We start from the raw sequence: 14,755 nt of genomic DNA on the forward strand, positions 1-14,755 counted from the left end.
TCGCCGGCCGGACCCGCGCTCTCCGCCCGGCCGGCGACGAGACGCGACGGCGACGCGACACAGGCGAGGTGACCCGGGCGGCGACGAGGCACGGCGGGGGCACGCCGGCGGCGCAACGCCGGGCGCCCGGCGGGCAATAACCCCGTTCGAACGGCGGGCGGGATAGGGTCGTCCGACCATGAACGACGTTTCCGCCACCCCGCACCCCTCCTCGCGCCCCCGCGTCGCGGTCGTCTTCGGCGGCCGCAGCTCCGAACACGCGATCTCCTGCGTCACCGCCGGCAGCGTGCTGGCCGCGATCGACCGCTCCAAGTACGACGTGCTGCCGATCGGCATCGGCACCGACGGGCGCTGGATGCTCGTCGACGACGACCCGGAACGGCTGGCGATCCGCGGCGACAGGTTGCCCTCGGTGACCGACGTCGCGGAGTCCACCGCCGCCGTCGTACTCGCGGCCGATCCCACGGCACGCGAGATCACCGTGCTCGAACCCGGCGCGCTGCCCAAGCTGCTCGGCGAGGTCGACGTGGTCTTCCCGCTCCTGCACGGCCCCTACGGCGAGGACGGCACGTTCCAGGGCTTCCTGGAACTGGCCCAGGTCCCCTACGTCGGATCCGGCGTGTTCGCCAGCGCGGTGAGCATGGACAAGGAGTACATGAAGGCCCTGTTCGCCGGCTTCGGCCTGCCCTCCGGCCCGTACGCCACGGTCCGCCCCCGGGAATGGGAGCGCGATCCGGCCGCGGTGCGCGAGGCGGTGTCCTCGCTGGGCTTCCCGGTGTTCGTCAAGCCGGCCCGCGCGGGCTCCAGCATGGGCATCACCAAGGTGCACCGGATCCAGGACCTGGACGCGGCGATCGAGGAAGCCCGCCGGCACGATCCCAAGGTGATCGTCGAGGGCATGCTGACGGGCCGTGAGATCGAGTGCGGCGTCCTGGAGTTCGAGGACGGGCCGCGGGCGAGCATGCCCGCGGAGATCCGGGTCGGCGGCGAGCACGAGTTCTACGACTTCGCCGCGAAGTACCTGCCGGACAACGGCACCGAACTGGACGTGCCCGCGGCGCTGACGAAGGAGCAGACCGCCGAGGTGCAGCGACTCGCGGTGGCCGCCTTCGAGGCGCTGTCCTGCGAGGGCCTGGCCCGGGTGGACTTCTTCCTGCTGGAGAACGGCCACTTCGTGATCAACGAGGTCAACACCATGCCGGGCTTCACGCCGGTGTCGATGTACCCGAGCATGTGGCAGGCGACCGGCGTGGACTACGCGGAGCTGGTCGACCGGCTGATCCAGGCCGCGCTGCGGCGGCCCAACGCGCTGCTGCGCTAGAACCCGTGCGCACGCAGGGGCGGTCGACCTCCCGGCCGCCCCTTACGCGTTGCTCAGGTCCAGGGTGGCCGGCACCGTGCGGGCGACCGCGTCGGCGACGTCGACGAGCGGCGCGGCCGGCTCGGCGAACTTCTTCGGGACGGTCATCTCGACGTTGGCCCGCCGATAGACCGTGGTGAACCGCACTCCGTCGGCGTACCTCGCGAAGGCCCAGGTCACGCCGTTGACCTCGACCGAGTCGACCGGCTCGGAACCGGCCTTGGCCGGATCGACCACGCGCAGCGACGCGGGCAGGCCCACGCCGCAGCGCAACACGATGGCCGGATCGCCCCACGCGGCGGTCAGGGTGGACTCGGGAGAGATCTTCCGCGCCCCGGCGTCCATCACCTTCGCCGGGAGCGCGTCGTGCAGCGCCCGGCACGCGTCGGCCGCGGCCCCCGGCGGCGGGGTCGGCACCGCGACCCGGACCGGACCCGATCCGTCGCCGCCGCACCCCACCGCCGTCAGCATGGTGACCGGGAGCAGGCAGGCGATCAGTCGAGTGGGGCGCACGGCCTCGATCCTAGTGCCGTGCCCGGCAACGCTTGCCGGGCACGGCACCGGGTCGCGCCCGCGCCGGGTCGCTCTCGGGGGGTCTCACCCCAGGTTGACCACCGGACACGTCAGGGTGCGGGTGATGCCGTCGATGCGCTGCACCTCGGCGACCACCATGCGGCCCAACTGGTCGACGTCGGCGGCCTCGGCCCGCACGATCACGTCGTAGGGGCCCGTGACGTCGTCCGCCCGGGTCACCCCCGGCAGCTCGGCGATGCGTCGGGCCACCGAAGCCGAACGGCCGACCTCGGTCTGGATCAGGATGTATGCCTGTACCACCACGGCCTCCCGGCGCGCAGGATGATGGGATCTTGACGTGATCCCCGCTGCTGCGACCATTGTCGGCCCGGCGGGGCTTCGGCGACCACAGCGGGAGCCGATGGATCACGGCCGAACACGGTGAACACGGTGAACGAGGCGGATCAGGGCTGATGGGCATGGCAGGAGAGCGGCGATGAGCGGGACGCTTGGCGATCTCGGCGAGTTCGGCCTGATCGGGGCGCTGGTCGCCCGCGTGCCCACGGGGCCGCACGTGTCCCTGGGGCCGGGCGACGACGCCGCCGTGGTCGCCGCCGCCGACGGGCGCGTGGTGGCCACCATGGACCTGCTCGTCGAGGGTCGGCACTTTCGGCGGGACTGGTCCACCGCGTACGACGTGGGCCGCAAGGCCGCCGCGCAGAACCTGGCCGACGTCGCGGCGATGGGCGCGGTGCCCACGGCGCTGCTGATCGGCCTGTGCGGACCGCCGGACCTGCCCACCGGGTGGGCGCTGGAGCTGTACGACGGCCTGCGCGACGAGTGCGCGGTGGTCGGCGCGGGCGTGGCGGGCGGCGACGTGGTCGGCGGCGAGACCGTCACCGTCGCGGTGACCGCGCTGGGCGACCTCCAGGGCCGCGCTCCCGTGGTCCGCTCCGGCGCCCGGCCCGGCGACGTGCTCGCGGTCGCGGGCTGGCTGGGCTGGTCGGCCGCCGGGCTGGCGATACTGGGCCACGGACACCGCGCGCCGCGCGCGTTCGTGGAGGCGCACCGCCGGCCCGAGCCGCCCTACGACGCCGGCCCCGGCGCGGCGATACTCGGCGCGACCTCGATGATCGACGTCAGCGACGGCCTGCTCGCCGACATGGGCCACCTCTCGCGCGCCTCCGAAGTGCGGATCGACATCCTCTCCGGCCGGCTGGACGTGCCCGCGCAGATGCGCGACGTGGCCCGCGCGCTGGGCGCCGACCCGCTGCACTGGGTGCTCACCGGCGGCGAGGACCACGCCCTGGTCGCCACCTTCCCGGCGGGCACCGCGCTGCCCGCGCGCTGGCGGGTGATCGGGCGGGTGCACGCCGGCCGCGGCGTCACCGTCGACGGCCGGGACCCGGGCCTGGCGGGCGGATGGGACCACTTCGGGCGCGGTCGATAGGCGCGCTCGCGGCGTGGATAGGCTGCCCGACATGGTGCAGACTCCTCCACGCGTGCTGACGGTGGCCGGCTCCGACTCCGGCGGTGGCGCCGGGATCCAGGCCGACCTCAAGACGATGCTGGCCCACGGCGTGCACGGGATGAGTGTGATCGCGGCGGTGACCGCGCAGAACTCGCTCGGCGTGCAGGGCTACTGGGAACTGCCGGCGGAGGCCGTCCGGGCGCAGTTCCGCAGCGTCGTGGACGACATCGGCGTCCAGGCGATCAAGACCGGCATGCTCGCGTCGCCGAACCTGGTGGCGGTGGTCGCGGCCCTGCTCGCCGAGGTGTCCGTGCCGGTGGTGGTCGACCCGGTGGCCTCCTCCAAGCACGGCGACACCCTGCTCGCGAACGAGGCGCTGGAGACGCTGCGCACCCGCCTGCTGCCGGTCGCCACGGTGGTCACGCCCAACCTGTACGAGGTCGAGCTGCTGACCGGCCACAAGGTGCGCGAACGGGCCGACATGCGCGGCGCGGCCGAGGCGGTGCTGGCGTTCGGTCCGCGCTGGGCCCTGGTCAAGGGCGGACACCTGGAGGGCGAGCCCGCCGACCTGCTCTTCGACGGCACCCACGAGCACTGGTTCACCAGCCCGCGCTACGACAACCGGCACACCCACGGCACCGGCTGCACGCTGGCGAGCGCGATCGCCTCGCGCCTGGCCGTCGGCGACACCGTGCCGGACGCGGTCGCCGCCGCGAAGGACTACGTCACCGGCGCGATCCGGGCGGGCTTCCCGCTGGGCGAGGGGATCGGGCCGGTCGACCACGCGTGGCGATGGCGCGAGGAGTTCTGAGCGGCGCACGAACACCAACACGAACGGGCCCGCGCCGACGGCGCGGACCCGTTCGTGTTCGTGCGGCCGTCCCGGACGAGCCGAAGGGCCGGTCCACCCTGGGGTGAACCGGCCCTTCGATGTCGAGCGATCGAGCAACTAGCGGGAAACCTTGCCCGCCTTGATGCAAGAGGTGCAGACATTGAGGCGCTTCGGCGTGGCACCAACCATCGCGCGCACCGTCTGGATGTTGGGGTTCCAGCGACGGGGCGTCCGGCGGTGAGAGTGCGAAATGCTGTTGCCGAAGCCCGGCCCCTTGCCGCAGACGTCGCAGTTGGCAGCCACGGGAACACTCCAAAGACGAATGGGAATTGCGTACGAACACGTGCCGGCGAATGCCGGACAACCGCAGAAGAGTAACCGACGAACCGTGCGATGCGCGAACCCGGGATGATCCGGGCATAGGCGATCAGCCGATCTCGTCATGCTTCCCGCCAAGCCTAACCCATCCGGGTGGGCCGCTTTACCGCTCCCCGTCTCGATAACGTGGCCGGCGGACGGGACGCGCACAACGGATTCGTACAGGAGGTGGGCGTGCAGGGCCTGCTGGGAGAGCTGGACGGTCCGGCGGTACGCCGCTGGGGCCGCGTCGCCCTGGAGCTGATGGGGCGAGCGCGCGAGGAGATCGACGCCCTCAACGTGTATCCCGTGCCCGACGGCGACACCGGTACGAACCTGTTCCTGACCCTGGAATCGGGTATCGCCGAGGTCGACGCGCTGTTCGGCCGCGACCTGCCCGAGCCCGACCTGCCGACCGCGTTCCGGGCACTGGCGCACGGCGCGTTGATGGGCGCGCGCGGCAATTCCGGGGTGATCCTCAGCCAACTCCTGCGTGGCATGGCCGAGCGACTGGAGGCCGAACAGGCCGACGCGGTCGAGACCGGCCGCGAGGTGCCCGCCGGGCTGGCCATCGCGCACGCGCTGCGCACCGCCGCCGACGCCGCGTACGCCGCGGTGGCCCGGCCGGTCGAGGGGACCATGCTCACCGTGGCCCGGGCCGCCGCCGACGCCGCGGCGGGCGCGGGCGGCGAGATCCGACCGGTGGTGCGCGCCGCCGCCACCGCCGCGCACGGCGCGCTGGCCCGTACGCCCGAGCAACTGGAGGTGCTGCGCCGGGCGGGTGTGGTGGACGCGGGCGGGCGCGGCCTGACCGTGCTCCTGGACGCGCTGCTCGCGGTGGTCACCGGTGAGCGCTCGGCGTACCGGATCCACCCGCACCAGGCGCAGATCCCGGTCCCGGTCCCGTTCGCGGCGCCGATCGGGCCGAACGAATCGACCCAGGGGCCCGGGTTCGAGGTGATCTACCTGCTCGACGCGCCCGACGCCGCGCTGCCGGAGCTGCGCGAACGGCTCGCCGCGCTCGGCGACTCGCTCGTGGTGGTCGGCGGCGAGGGCCTGTGGAACGTGCACGTGCACGTGGACGACGCGGGCGCGGCGGTCGAGGCGGGCATCGCCGCCGGCCGGCCGCACCGGATCCGGATCACCCACCTCGAGCGCGGCCTGGCCGGCCTCTCGGCGCCCGAGCCCACCCCCACGCGCGGGATCGTCGCGGTCGCCCAGGGCGACGGCCTGGCCACCCTGTTCGCGGACAACGGCGCGCACGTCGTGCAGGCCGGTCCGGGCCGGCGGCCGTCCACCGGCGTGCTCGTCGACGCGATCCTGCGGACCGAGGCGCGCGAGGTGGTGCTGCTGCCCAACGACGCGGACTGCCACGCGGTGGCCGGGGTGGCCGCCCAGCAGGCACAGGCGCACGGCGTCCGGGTGCAGGTGATCCCGACCAAGGCCGCCGTCCAGGGCCTGGCCGCGCTGGCCGTGCACGAGCCCGGCCGGCGCTTCGACCAGGACATCGTCGGGATGACCTCGGCGGCGGGCGCCACCCGCTACGGCGCGCTCACCGTCGCCGTCCGCGAGTCGTGGACGATGGCCGGCGTGTGCCAGGCGGGGGACGTGCTCGGCGTGATCGAGGGCGACATCGCGGTGATCGGCCACGACCAGCGCGAGACCGGCACCGTGGTGGTGGACCGCATGCTCGCGGGTGGCGGTGAACTGGTCACCCTGGTCACCGGCAGCGCCTGCCCGCCGGGCCTGGCCGCCTCGATCGAGCGACACCTGCGGGCCACCCGGCTCGGGGTGGACGTGATGGTCTACGAGGGCGGCCAGGAGGTGTACCCGCTGCTCATCGGGGTCGAGTAGCGATCGGTCCGGCGGTTGGGACGGCCCGATGACACCCTCGACCAGTACCGTTGGGCGGCATGTCGCGCCTTGACGAACCGCTGAAGAAACTCGTCGGCGACCGCACGGCGACGGTGCTGGCCAAGTCCCTCAAGCTGGACACCGTCGGAGATCTGCTGCGCCACTACCCCCGGCGCTACGCGGAGCGCGGGCGCCTGACCGACCTCTCCCGCCTGGAGCCCGAGGAACACGTCACCGTGATGGCGGAGATCGCCAAGGTGAACAAGCGCCAATTCCGCAATCGGCGCGGCAACCTCCTGGAGGTCGAGGTCACCGACGGGCGCGGGAAGCTCACCCTGATCTTCTTCAACCAGGCCTGGCGCGAGGAGGAACTGCGCCCGGGTCGGCGCGGCCTGTTCGCGGGCAAGGTCGGGCGGTTCAACAACGTGATCCAGCTCAGCCGGCCCGACTACCAACTGATCGGCGAGGACGATCAGGACGGTGTCGCGAACCTGTTCGCGGGGGCGCTGATCCCGGTCTATCCGGCCGCCGCCAACATGCCGTCCTGGAAGATCGCGCAGTGCGTCGGCATGGCGCTGGACACACTCGGCGAGGTCGGCGACCCGCTGCCCGCCGAGATGCGCGAGCGGCGCGGCATGCCGGGACTGGCCGAGGCGCTCGCGCACGTGCACCGGCCGAACTCGTGGGACGAGGTGAACTCGGCCAAGGACCGCCTCAAGTGGGACGAGGCGTTCGTCCTGCAGATCGCCCTGGCCCGCCGCCGCCGGGACGCCCGGGCCCAGTCCGCGGTGGCCCGCCCGCGCCGCGCGAACGGCATCCTGGACGCCTTCGACGCCCGCCTCCCCTTCGAACTGACCGACGGCCAGAAGGAGGTCTGCGCCGAGATCGAGACCGACCTGGCCACCGAACACCCGATGCACCGCCTCCTCCAGGGCGAGGTCGGGGCCGGCAAGACGCTGGTCGCGCTGCGGGGCATGTTGACCGTGGTGGACGCGGGTGGGCAGACCGCGTTGTTGGCGCCCACCGAGGTGCTCGCGCAGCAGCACTATCGCTCGATCGTGGAGATGCTCGGGCCGCTGGCCGAGGGCGCCGGGATGCTCGGCGGGTCGGAGATCGGCACCAAGGTCACCCTGCTCACCGGCTCGATGGGGGTGCCCGCGCGCCGCGCCGCGCTCCTGGACCTGGTCACCGGCGAGGCCGGGATCGCGATCGGCACGCACGCGCTGATCGAGGACAAGGTGGAGTTCCACGACCTGGGTCTGGTCGTGGTCGACGAGCAGCACCGCTTCGGCGTCGAACAGCGCGACGCGCTGCGCGGCAAGGGCAAGCGCCCGCCGCACCTGCTGGTGATGACCGCGACGCCGATCCCGCGCACGGTGGCGATGACCGTGTTCGGCGACCTGGAGACCTCGATCCTGGCCCAGCTCCCGTCCGGCCGATCGCCGATCGCCACGCACGTGGTCCCGGCCAAGGAGAAGCCGCACTTCCTGGACCGCGCCTGGCAGCGGGTGCGCGAGGAGGTGGAGAAGGGCCACCAGGCGTACGTGGTGTGCCCGCGCATCGGCGACGGGGAGGACGACCCGAAGGCCAAGAAGAAGGCGAAGTCGAAGGCGAAGGCCGCCGCGCGGGACGAGGACCTGCCCGCCGAGGCCTACCTGGACGATCCCGAGGACATCGGCGCGGACGCCGCGGGCGGCGAGGAGCGACGCCCGCCACTGGCCGTGCTGGACGTCGCCGAGTCGCTGCGCGCCGGTCCGCTGGCCGGCCTGCGGATCGCGGTGCTGCACGGTCGGATGGCGCCGGACGACAAGGACGACGTGATGCGCCGCTTCACCGCCGGCGAACTGGACGTGCTGGTGGCGACCACGGTGATCGAGGTCGGCGTCAACGTGCCCAACGCGACCGCGATGGTGATCATGGACGCCGACCGGTTCGGCGTCTCGCAACTGCACCAGCTGCGCGGCCGGGTCGGCCGGGGCAGCGCCCCCGGGCTGACCCTGCTGGTCAGCGAGATGCCCGGCGGCACCTCCGCGCGCGAACGCCTGGACGCGGTGGCGGCCACCCTGGACGGCTTCGAACTCTCCCGGATCGACCTCGAGCAACGCCGCGAGGGCGATGTGCTCGGCGACGCGCAGTCCGGCTCGCGCTCCTCGTTGCGGATGCTGGAGGTGGTGCGGGACGAGGAACTGATCGTGGCCGCCCGCGAGGAGGCGAGCTCGATCGTGGCGAACGACCCGGACCTGATCGAGCACCACGACCTGCGCAGCGCGCTCGCCAGCATCCTGGACGACGAGCGCGCGGAATACCTCGACAAGGGCTGACCGCCCTCCCTCCGCTCCGACGCGCCCCCACCGGTCACCCGTTCGGAGCACGCGGAACACCCCGTCGGTTGGCTACCAATGGGGGCCATGGACGCACGCACGGGGGACGAGGGCTTCGACGCGCTCTTCTGCGGGTTGCTCCCTCGGTTGTATCGGCGGGCCGTGCTGCTCGCCGGCGAGGGCAGCGCCGAGGACGCGGTGCACGAGACGTACCTCAAGCTGGCCCGCAGACCCGACCGCCTGCTCGGCCATCCCGAGCCCTACGCCTATGCCTTCCGGGCCCTGGTGAGTGTCACCCGCGACATATGGCGCGTGCGCAGCCGCCAGGTCCTGCTGCCCGAACCGCCCGAGCCGGGGGAGCGGGCCCGCTCCGCCGCCGACCCGATCGCCCGGCGCGAGGCCGAGTGGGAGGCCGTGCGGATGCTCGGCTCGCTGCCCGCCAAGCAGGCCGCGGCGGTACTCCTGGTCGACCTGGACGGATACACGATCGATCAGGCGGCCGAGATCCTCGGCGTGCACCGGGGGACGGTGTCCCGCTCGCGCGAGCGCGCCCTGACCCGGCTGCGTGCCGGCCTCGGCGGGCCCTCCGGCCGGTTCCGCCGCCGGGATCGACACGAAGGAGTCACCCGGTGAACCCCTCGCCTCCCGACCTCGACGACCCGGACGACGCGGTCCACGAACTGCGCACCCGGCTGCGCGACGCGGAGGCCGCCTGTGTCGAACCGCCCGGCCTCGCGGTCCGAGTGCTGCGCCGGCCGGCCCCGCGGTCGAGATGGCGCGGCACCTTCGCGATCGCGCTCGCCGCCGTGCTCGTCCCGGCCGTGGTCGGGTTCGGCGCCTTCCTGGTCGGTCGGCACGACGCGAGCGACGCACCCGCCCCCAGGCCGCCCGCGGCGCGCGCGGCGAGCGTGCAGAGCGAGGTCCACAACTCCGAGGTGCCGTGCCGGGCGCTGCGCACGCTCGAGTGTTCGATGGGTGTGTTCAAGGAGCCGAAGTTGTCCTCGCGTACCGCCGACCTCGCGGATCGGGTGTGGCACGGCGACCGGCTGTTGCTGGTCTGCCTGCTCACGGACGGCCCGCGGGTCACCGACGAGACCGGCGTCGCCTCCCGGCACTGGTACCGGGTGGTGGTGCTGGGCACCAACGCCGAGGGCTGGCTGCCCGGCGTCCGCACCCGCAACGAGACCGAGGTGCCCGACTGCGCGCTTTGACCGCGGAGCGCGGCCGGGATCCCGGGGGACCGGGGGCAGTCGGGTCGGCGCGGGCGCGGACACGTGGTCGGGGGACGGGACGATCTCCGTCCCCCGACCACGTGGGCTCATCGCATGCCGGTCAGCAGTGGTACATGCCCGGCATCGGGTCCTGCGGCGTGAAGACGCGCTGCGCGGGCAGGAAGCCGTGCCCGCCGTCGTCACCGTCGGTGTAGTACCAGATGTCGTTGCCGCCCGAGTGCGGGTCGCCGGAGGTCCAGCAACTGAAGTAGCTGTAGGTGGTGTTCAACCGGCTGACCACGGGTGCCCGAAAGTACGGCTCGGAGCGCAGGTCGCTCGCGCCGTTGGCGCAGTGCAGGGTGCCGTTGCTGTCGACGTAGCAGTTCGCGGCGGGGGTGTGCGGTGCGGCGGTCTCGGCGACCGCCGGGGCCATGCCGGTCGCGGCCAGCGCGGCGCCGGCGACGACCGTGGCGAGGAAGGTGCGGAGCGTCATCGGATCTCCCGGATCGGGTGGGAATCGGGTGGGAATCGGGTGGGGTCGGTGCCTGGACGGCGATCGGTGTCGCCGGTGCACGACGGTGGCGCCCCCGCCGTGCACACCCCTCATACGATCGAGTGGCTCCGCGTGTATGACACGTCGCGCAAAGTGCCCGGGCCCGGATTTCGTCCACCGCGACCAGTCGATAGCGTGGGCGCCATGCAGGACACGTACGCGCAGGCCGGCCCACCGGGCACCGGCGAGCCCCACCGGTACCGGCGAGGGCACGCATGACCCGGGTGATCGCCGGGGCGGCGGGCGGCCGACGACTGAGCACACCGCCGGGCGAGGGCACCCGGCCGACCTCGGACCGGGCCCGCGAGGGACTGTTCTCCACCCTCCGGTCGCTGCGCGGCAACCTGCACGGCGCGCGGGTGCTCGACCTGTTCGCGGGCTCCGGCGCGGTCGGCCTGGAGGCGCTGTCGCGGGGGGCTGCGCGGGTGCTCCTGGTCGAATCCGACGCCCGCGCGGCGAGCACGATCCGGGCGAACATCCGCCTGGTCGCGCTGCCCGGCGCGGAACTGCGCCCGGCCCGCGCGGAGAAGACCGCCGCCGTGCCCTGCCCGGACGAGCCGTACGACGTGGTCTTCCTCGATCCGCCGTACGCGGTCACCGACGAGGACGTGCGCGCGCTGCTCGGCGCGCTGGCCGAGCACGGCTGGCTGGCCGAGGAGGCGCTGATCGTGGTCGAACGTGCCACACGTGGGGGGCCATTCGCGTGGCCCGCCGAATTCGCCGAGATCAGATCCCGTCGCTACGGCGAGGGAACGCTCTGGTACGGTCGCGCCGCGCAAGCCTGACCAGGCGGGCGGACCATCGGGTCCGGACCCGTCGGCACCCGATTTCGAGGGGAACCTCCGTTGCGTCGAGTCGTCTGCCCCGGTTCGTTCGACCCGGTCACCAACGGTCATCTGGACATCATCGGACGGGCCTCGAGCCTGTACGACGAGGTCTACGTGGCGATCGGCTTCAATCGCGCCAAGCGCTCCGGTCTGTTCACCATCGAGGAGCGCATCGAGATGCTCCACGAGGTGGTCGATCAGTACAAGAACGTCAAGGTCGAGGCGTTCGAGGGGTTGCTGGTCAACTTCTGTCAGGAGCGCGGGATCCCGGCGATCATCAAGGGTCTGCGCGCGGTCACCGACTTCGACTACGAGTTGCAGATGGCACAGATGAACTACGGTCTTACCGAGGTGGAGACGTTGTTCGTCGCGACGAACCCCCTCTACAGCTTTCTGTCGTCGAGTCTCATCAAAGAGGTCGCGACGTACGGAGGCGACGTGTCCGGCCTGGTGCCGGAGACGGTGCTACGTCGGCTCACCGAGCGGCTCGCGCAGGGCTGACGGGGCACGTGCCTCGTCGCCGGGCCGACCGCCCGCGGCGAGTCGGTCCGTCACGCGATGCCGGCGAACACGACGGCTACCGTCGGTTTGAGGAGAGAGAGCAAGCCCGTGGACGTGCAGCCCAAGCTCGATGAACTGATCGCACTGGTCGAGAACGCCCGCTCGATGCCGATGTCGGCGTCGTGCGTGGTCAACCGTGCGGACGTGGTGGCCCGGCTCGAGGAACTCAAGAACCTGCTGCCCGAGGAGTTCGACCACGCGCGCCGGGTGCTCGGCGACCGCGAGTCGGTGATCGAGGAGGGCCGCCGCGAGGCCGAGCGGGTGCTGGCCACCGCCCGGGAGGAGCGCGGCTCGCTGATCGCGGACACCGAGGTGGCCCGCGAGGCGTACGGCGAGGCCGACCGGATCCTGTCCGAGGCCCGCCGCGAGGCCCAGCGCATCCGCGAGGAGGCCGACGACTACGTCGACCAGAAGCTGGCCAACTTCGAGGTCGTGCTGACCAAGACGCTCGGCGCGATCGGTCGCGGCCGGGACAAGATGCGCGGTCGCCGTCCGTCCGACGAGCTCGGCGAGTACATGCAGGCGCAGGAGTTGGCCGACGCGCAGGCCAAGGGCCGGCCGGGCAGCCTCCAGGCGCAGCTCGACGGGCACGAGGAGACGTTCGCCGCGCAGCCCGCTCAGCCCGACTATCCGGCCGCGCCGCCCGCCGCGCCGACCGTGCCCGCGCAGGCCGGCCCCTACGGCGGTCAGCACGGCTACGGCCAGGACGCCTACGGGCAGCCCGCCTACGCGCAGGGCACCGGACCGGACACCGGATACGCCGGCGGCTACGAGGGCCAGTACGACATGCCGCAGTACGACCAGCACGGGCAGCAGCAGCCGTACGCCACGCAGCACGACCCGGCGAGCACGGGGCAGCAGCAGGCCTACGACCCGCAGGCCCAGTACGCGCAGTCGCTGGACGAGACCAGCTTCTTCGACACGAGTCTGATCGACGTCCGCCAGTTCCAGCAGGACGGCGGGCGCTAGGCCCTGTCCGGCGACGGGCACCGCCGCTCGCGGCGCCCGCTCGCGGCGTCCGGTCGGTCCGGGCGCCGCGGGAATCGCCGCTCGAACGTCCCGCTCGAATGGCCCCGTTTGGGGCCTGGCGCGCGGGCTGCGATACTCTTACGGACCGACCCTGCCCGAGGCGTGTTTTTCGCGTGCCCCGAGGGTCGGCACCCTGACCATTCGAGCCCCCCGTCATCCCGGGGGGTGGCACTGCATGAGGTAGGACGTCCTGGACCGCTTGGATCACCGCAAACCACTCGTCGTCGACACACGCGAGCTGGGGCGTCGGCCTGGATCCATGCTGAAGGTGTCCCGCTCCGTGCCGGCCCCGAAGGACATGGGTGTGGCAGACGTGATCGGCGCGCCCGAAGGTGCCCCCATCCAGCTGGGTGTCCGGCTGGAAGCGGTCATGGAGGGTGTGCTGGTCACCGGCGTCGCGCAGGTGCCGCTGACCGGTGAGTGCGTCCGGTGCCTGGAACCGCTCGAGCGTGAGCTCACGGTGCGTTTCCAGGAGCTGTACGTCTACCCGGACGCGGACGCCGACGAGGACGCCTTCCGGCTCACGGACGACCTGTTCGACCTGGAGCCGGTGCTGCGGGACGCGACGGTGCTCGCACTGCCGCTCTCGCCGCTGTGCCGGGAGGACTGCCCGGGCCTGTGCTCCGAATGCGGAGCGCTGCTCGCGGAGGACCCCGACCACAGTCACGAGCTCGCCGACCCCCGGTGGGCGAAGTTGACCAACATCTTCGACGGACCTTCCGCCGAAGCCGACGTTGACGGCGCGTCCAGCGCCGACGAGAACCAGGAGAAGTAGCCGTGGCTGTTCCGAAGCGGAAGATGTCGCGCAGCAACACCCGGCACCGCCGGAGCCAGTGGAAGGCCACTGCCGCCAACCTGGTGACCTGCGAGCGCTGCCGTGAGCCGAAGCTGTCGCACATCGCGTGCCCGAGCTGCGGCACCTACAACCGCCGCCAGGTCCTCGACGTCTGATCAGGCCGGTGGTCGTTCCGGTGACGGAATCACTCGCGCAATACGCGGATCTGGAAGGGCGGCTGGGCTGGTCGCTCGACGCCGCCCTTCTGGAACGCGCCCTCACCCATCGCTCGTACGCGTACGAGCACGGCGGGCTCCCGACCAACGAGCGCCTGGAATTCCTGGGCGACTCGGTGCTCGGCCTCGTCGTCACCGACACGCTGTACCGCAGGCACCCCGACCTGCCCGAGGGCCAGCTCGCGAAGTTGCGGGCCGCGGTCGTCAACTCGCGCGCCCTCGCGGGCGTCAGTCGACGACTGGACCTGGGCGCCTTCATCCGGCTCGGCCGAGGTGAAGTGGGCACGGGTGGGCGAGACAAGTCCTCGATCCTCGCGGACACGCTCGAAGCCATCCTCGGTGCGGTGTACCTGGACCAGGGTCTCGACGCGGCGACCGAGCTGATCCACCGGTTGTTCGATCCACTGATCGAGCAGTCGGCGAATCTCGGCGCGGGCCTGGACTGGAAGACCAGCCTCCAGGAGCAGACCGCCGCGGCGGGTATCGGAGTCCCCGAGTACGTGGTCTCCGAGACCGGTCCCGACCACGAGAAGACCTTCACCGCACTCGCCCGGGTCGCGGGTGTCGACTACGGCACCGGTGTCGGGCGGAGCAAGAAGGAGGCGGAGCAGCAGGCCGCCGAAAGCGCTTGGCACTCGATCCGCGCCAAGTACGGAGACGGTTCCGGCACGCCGCCGGCCGCCACCGCGTAGTCTCCGAGCCAATGCCTGCCGATAGGTAAGTTCGAACCGGTCGCCGACCTCACGGTCGCCCGGCACGATCTCACCTACCGGCAGGCATTTTCGCATTCTCGGACCCGGCCCCGGGCCGGCGTCCGTGTCGTGTCCCGTGCGTTCGTGTTCTCTCCAGTCGTGT

The 14,755-nt window shown here is 72.4% G+C and carries 17 protein-coding genes; 13 read left to right on the top strand and 4 right to left on the bottom strand.

Annotated features, from left to right (window positions below; genetic code table 11):
- Nucleotides 1-178: 178 nt before the first annotated feature.
- The gene (locus tag OG948_RS24900; RefSeq protein ID WP_406298589.1) at nt 179-1,321 is read left to right on the top strand and encodes a D-alanine--D-alanine ligase family protein; all 1,143 of its coding nucleotides are present in this window, start codon (nt 179-181) and stop codon (nt 1,319-1,321) included.
- A gap of 42 nt (nt 1,322-1,363) precedes the next feature.
- Here the strand turns inward: OG948_RS24900 and OG948_RS24905 are convergent, their stop codons facing one another.
- Both OG948_RS24905 and OG948_RS24910 read right to left on the bottom strand, forming a co-directional pair.
- Nucleotides 1,364-1,873, bottom strand: a complete 510-nt coding sequence (locus OG948_RS24905; RefSeq protein ID WP_406298590.1) for a DUF3515 family protein — start codon at nt 1,871-1,873, stop codon at nt 1,364-1,366.
- A gap of 84 nt (nt 1,874-1,957) precedes the next feature.
- Nucleotides 1,958-2,194 (bottom strand): Lrp/AsnC family transcriptional regulator, encoded by a 237-nt coding sequence (locus OG948_RS24910; RefSeq protein WP_406298591.1) that lies wholly within the window; start codon nt 2,192-2,194, stop codon nt 1,958-1,960.
- A gap of 175 nt (nt 2,195-2,369) precedes the next feature.
- On the opposite strand from OG948_RS24910, the gene OG948_RS24915 reads away from it, so the two are divergent.
- Together OG948_RS24915 and thiD are read left to right on the top strand one after the other, a co-directional pair.
- Nucleotides 2,370-3,323 (top strand): thiamine-phosphate kinase, encoded by a 954-nt coding sequence (locus OG948_RS24915; RefSeq protein ID WP_406298592.1) that lies wholly within the window; start codon nt 2,370-2,372, stop codon nt 3,321-3,323.
- A 31-nt stretch (nt 3,324-3,354) separates the two neighbouring features.
- Entirely contained in the window at nt 3,355-4,155 is an 801-nt protein-coding gene (thiD, locus tag OG948_RS24920; protein ID WP_406298593.1) for a bifunctional hydroxymethylpyrimidine kinase/phosphomethylpyrimidine kinase, read from the top strand.
- Between the two features lie 138 nt (nt 4,156-4,293).
- Here thiD and rpmB read toward each other — a convergent pair whose 3' ends face one another.
- Nucleotides 4,294-4,479 carry a 50S ribosomal protein L28 gene (gene rpmB / locus OG948_RS24925; protein ID WP_079026714.1) on the bottom strand — a complete coding sequence of 62 codons (186 nt, stop codon included), beginning with the start codon at nt 4,477-4,479 and terminating at the stop codon, nt 4,294-4,296.
- A 243-nt stretch (nt 4,480-4,722) separates the two neighbouring features.
- Between rpmB and OG948_RS24930 the strand changes: the two genes are divergently transcribed.
- The 4 genes from OG948_RS24930 (at nt 4,723) to OG948_RS24945 (ending at nt 9,919) form a co-directional block, all read left to right on the top strand.
- Nucleotides 4,723-6,387: a DAK2 domain-containing protein gene (locus OG948_RS24930; RefSeq protein WP_406300333.1), complete on the top strand. Its 1,665-nt coding sequence runs from the start codon at nt 4,723-4,725 to the stop codon at nt 6,385-6,387.
- Between the two features lie 59 nt (nt 6,388-6,446).
- Entirely contained in the window at nt 6,447-8,708 is a 2,262-nt protein-coding gene (recG, locus tag OG948_RS24935) for an ATP-dependent DNA helicase RecG (RefSeq protein WP_406298594.1), read from the top strand.
- 87 nt (nt 8,709-8,795) lie between these two features.
- A complete protein-coding gene (locus tag OG948_RS24940; protein ID WP_395872612.1) occupies nt 8,796-9,341 on the top strand; it encodes an RNA polymerase sigma factor in 546 nt (181 codons plus the stop codon).
- A complete protein-coding gene (locus tag OG948_RS24945) occupies nt 9,338-9,919 on the top strand; it encodes a hypothetical protein (RefSeq protein WP_406298595.1) in 582 nt (193 codons plus the stop codon). The genes OG948_RS24940 and OG948_RS24945 overlap by 4 nt, the downstream gene beginning before the upstream one ends.
- Before the next feature lie 121 nt (nt 9,920-10,040).
- Here the strand turns inward: OG948_RS24945 and OG948_RS24950 are convergent, their stop codons facing one another.
- Nucleotides 10,041-10,412, bottom strand: coding sequence for a hypothetical protein (locus tag OG948_RS24950; RefSeq protein ID WP_406298596.1), 372 nt, complete (start codon nt 10,410-10,412; stop codon nt 10,041-10,043).
- Between the two features lie 275 nt (nt 10,413-10,687).
- On the opposite strand from OG948_RS24950, the gene rsmD reads away from it, so the two are divergent.
- From rsmD to rnc, 6 genes are all read left to right on the top strand, one after another.
- Nucleotides 10,688-11,257, top strand: coding sequence for a 16S rRNA (guanine(966)-N(2))-methyltransferase RsmD (rsmD, locus tag OG948_RS24955; RefSeq protein WP_406298597.1), 570 nt, complete (start codon nt 10,688-10,690; stop codon nt 11,255-11,257).
- Between the two features lie 60 nt (nt 11,258-11,317).
- Nucleotides 11,318-11,800 (top strand): pantetheine-phosphate adenylyltransferase, encoded by a 483-nt coding sequence (gene coaD, locus OG948_RS24960; RefSeq protein ID WP_395872620.1) that lies wholly within the window; start codon nt 11,318-11,320, stop codon nt 11,798-11,800.
- Between the two features lie 108 nt (nt 11,801-11,908).
- Entirely contained in the window at nt 11,909-12,829 is a 921-nt protein-coding gene (locus OG948_RS24965) for a cell division initiation protein (RefSeq protein ID WP_406298598.1), read from the top strand.
- Nucleotides 12,830-13,148: 319 nt separating this feature from the next.
- Nucleotides 13,149-13,664, top strand: a complete 516-nt coding sequence (locus OG948_RS24970; protein WP_406298599.1) for a YceD family protein — start codon at nt 13,149-13,151, stop codon at nt 13,662-13,664.
- A 2-nt stretch (nt 13,665-13,666) separates the two neighbouring features.
- Entirely contained in the window at nt 13,667-13,840 is a 174-nt protein-coding gene (gene rpmF, locus OG948_RS24975) for a 50S ribosomal protein L32 (protein ID WP_026218805.1), read from the top strand.
- A gap of 8 nt (nt 13,841-13,848) precedes the next feature.
- Entirely contained in the window at nt 13,849-14,592 is a 744-nt protein-coding gene (gene rnc, locus OG948_RS24980) for a ribonuclease III (RefSeq protein WP_395872626.1), read from the top strand.
- Nucleotides 14,593-14,755 lie beyond the last annotated feature (163 nt).

It is taken from the genome of Embleya sp. NBC_00888, from assembly GCF_045207655.1.
GTDB lineage: Bacteria > Actinomycetota > Actinomycetes > Streptomycetales > Streptomycetaceae > Embleya.

Bases quoted from the DNA above. Each gene is read 5' to 3' on its own strand.
- OG948_RS24900 (WP_406298589.1), top strand. From the start codon at position 179: ATGAACGACGTTTCCGCCACCCCGCACCCCTCCTCGCGCCCCCGCGTC.
- OG948_RS24915 (WP_406298592.1), top strand. From the start codon at position 2,370: ATGAGCGGGACGCTTGGCGATCTCGGCGAGTTCGGCCTGATCGGGGCG.
- thiD (WP_406298593.1), top strand. From the start codon at position 3,355: ATGGTGCAGACTCCTCCACGCGTGCTGACGGTGGCCGGCTCCGACTCC.
- recG (WP_406298594.1), top strand. From the start codon at position 6,447: ATGTCGCGCCTTGACGAACCGCTGAAGAAACTCGTCGGCGACCGCACG.
- OG948_RS24940 (WP_395872612.1), top strand. From the start codon at position 8,796: ATGGACGCACGCACGGGGGACGAGGGCTTCGACGCGCTCTTCTGCGGG.
- OG948_RS24950 (WP_406298596.1), bottom strand. From the start codon at position 10,412: ATGACGCTCCGCACCTTCCTCGCCACGGTCGTCGCCGGCGCCGCGCTG.
- rsmD (WP_406298597.1), top strand. From the start codon at position 10,688: ATGACCCGGGTGATCGCCGGGGCGGCGGGCGGCCGACGACTGAGCACA.
- OG948_RS24970 (WP_406298599.1), top strand. From the start codon at position 13,149: ATGCTGAAGGTGTCCCGCTCCGTGCCGGCCCCGAAGGACATGGGTGTG.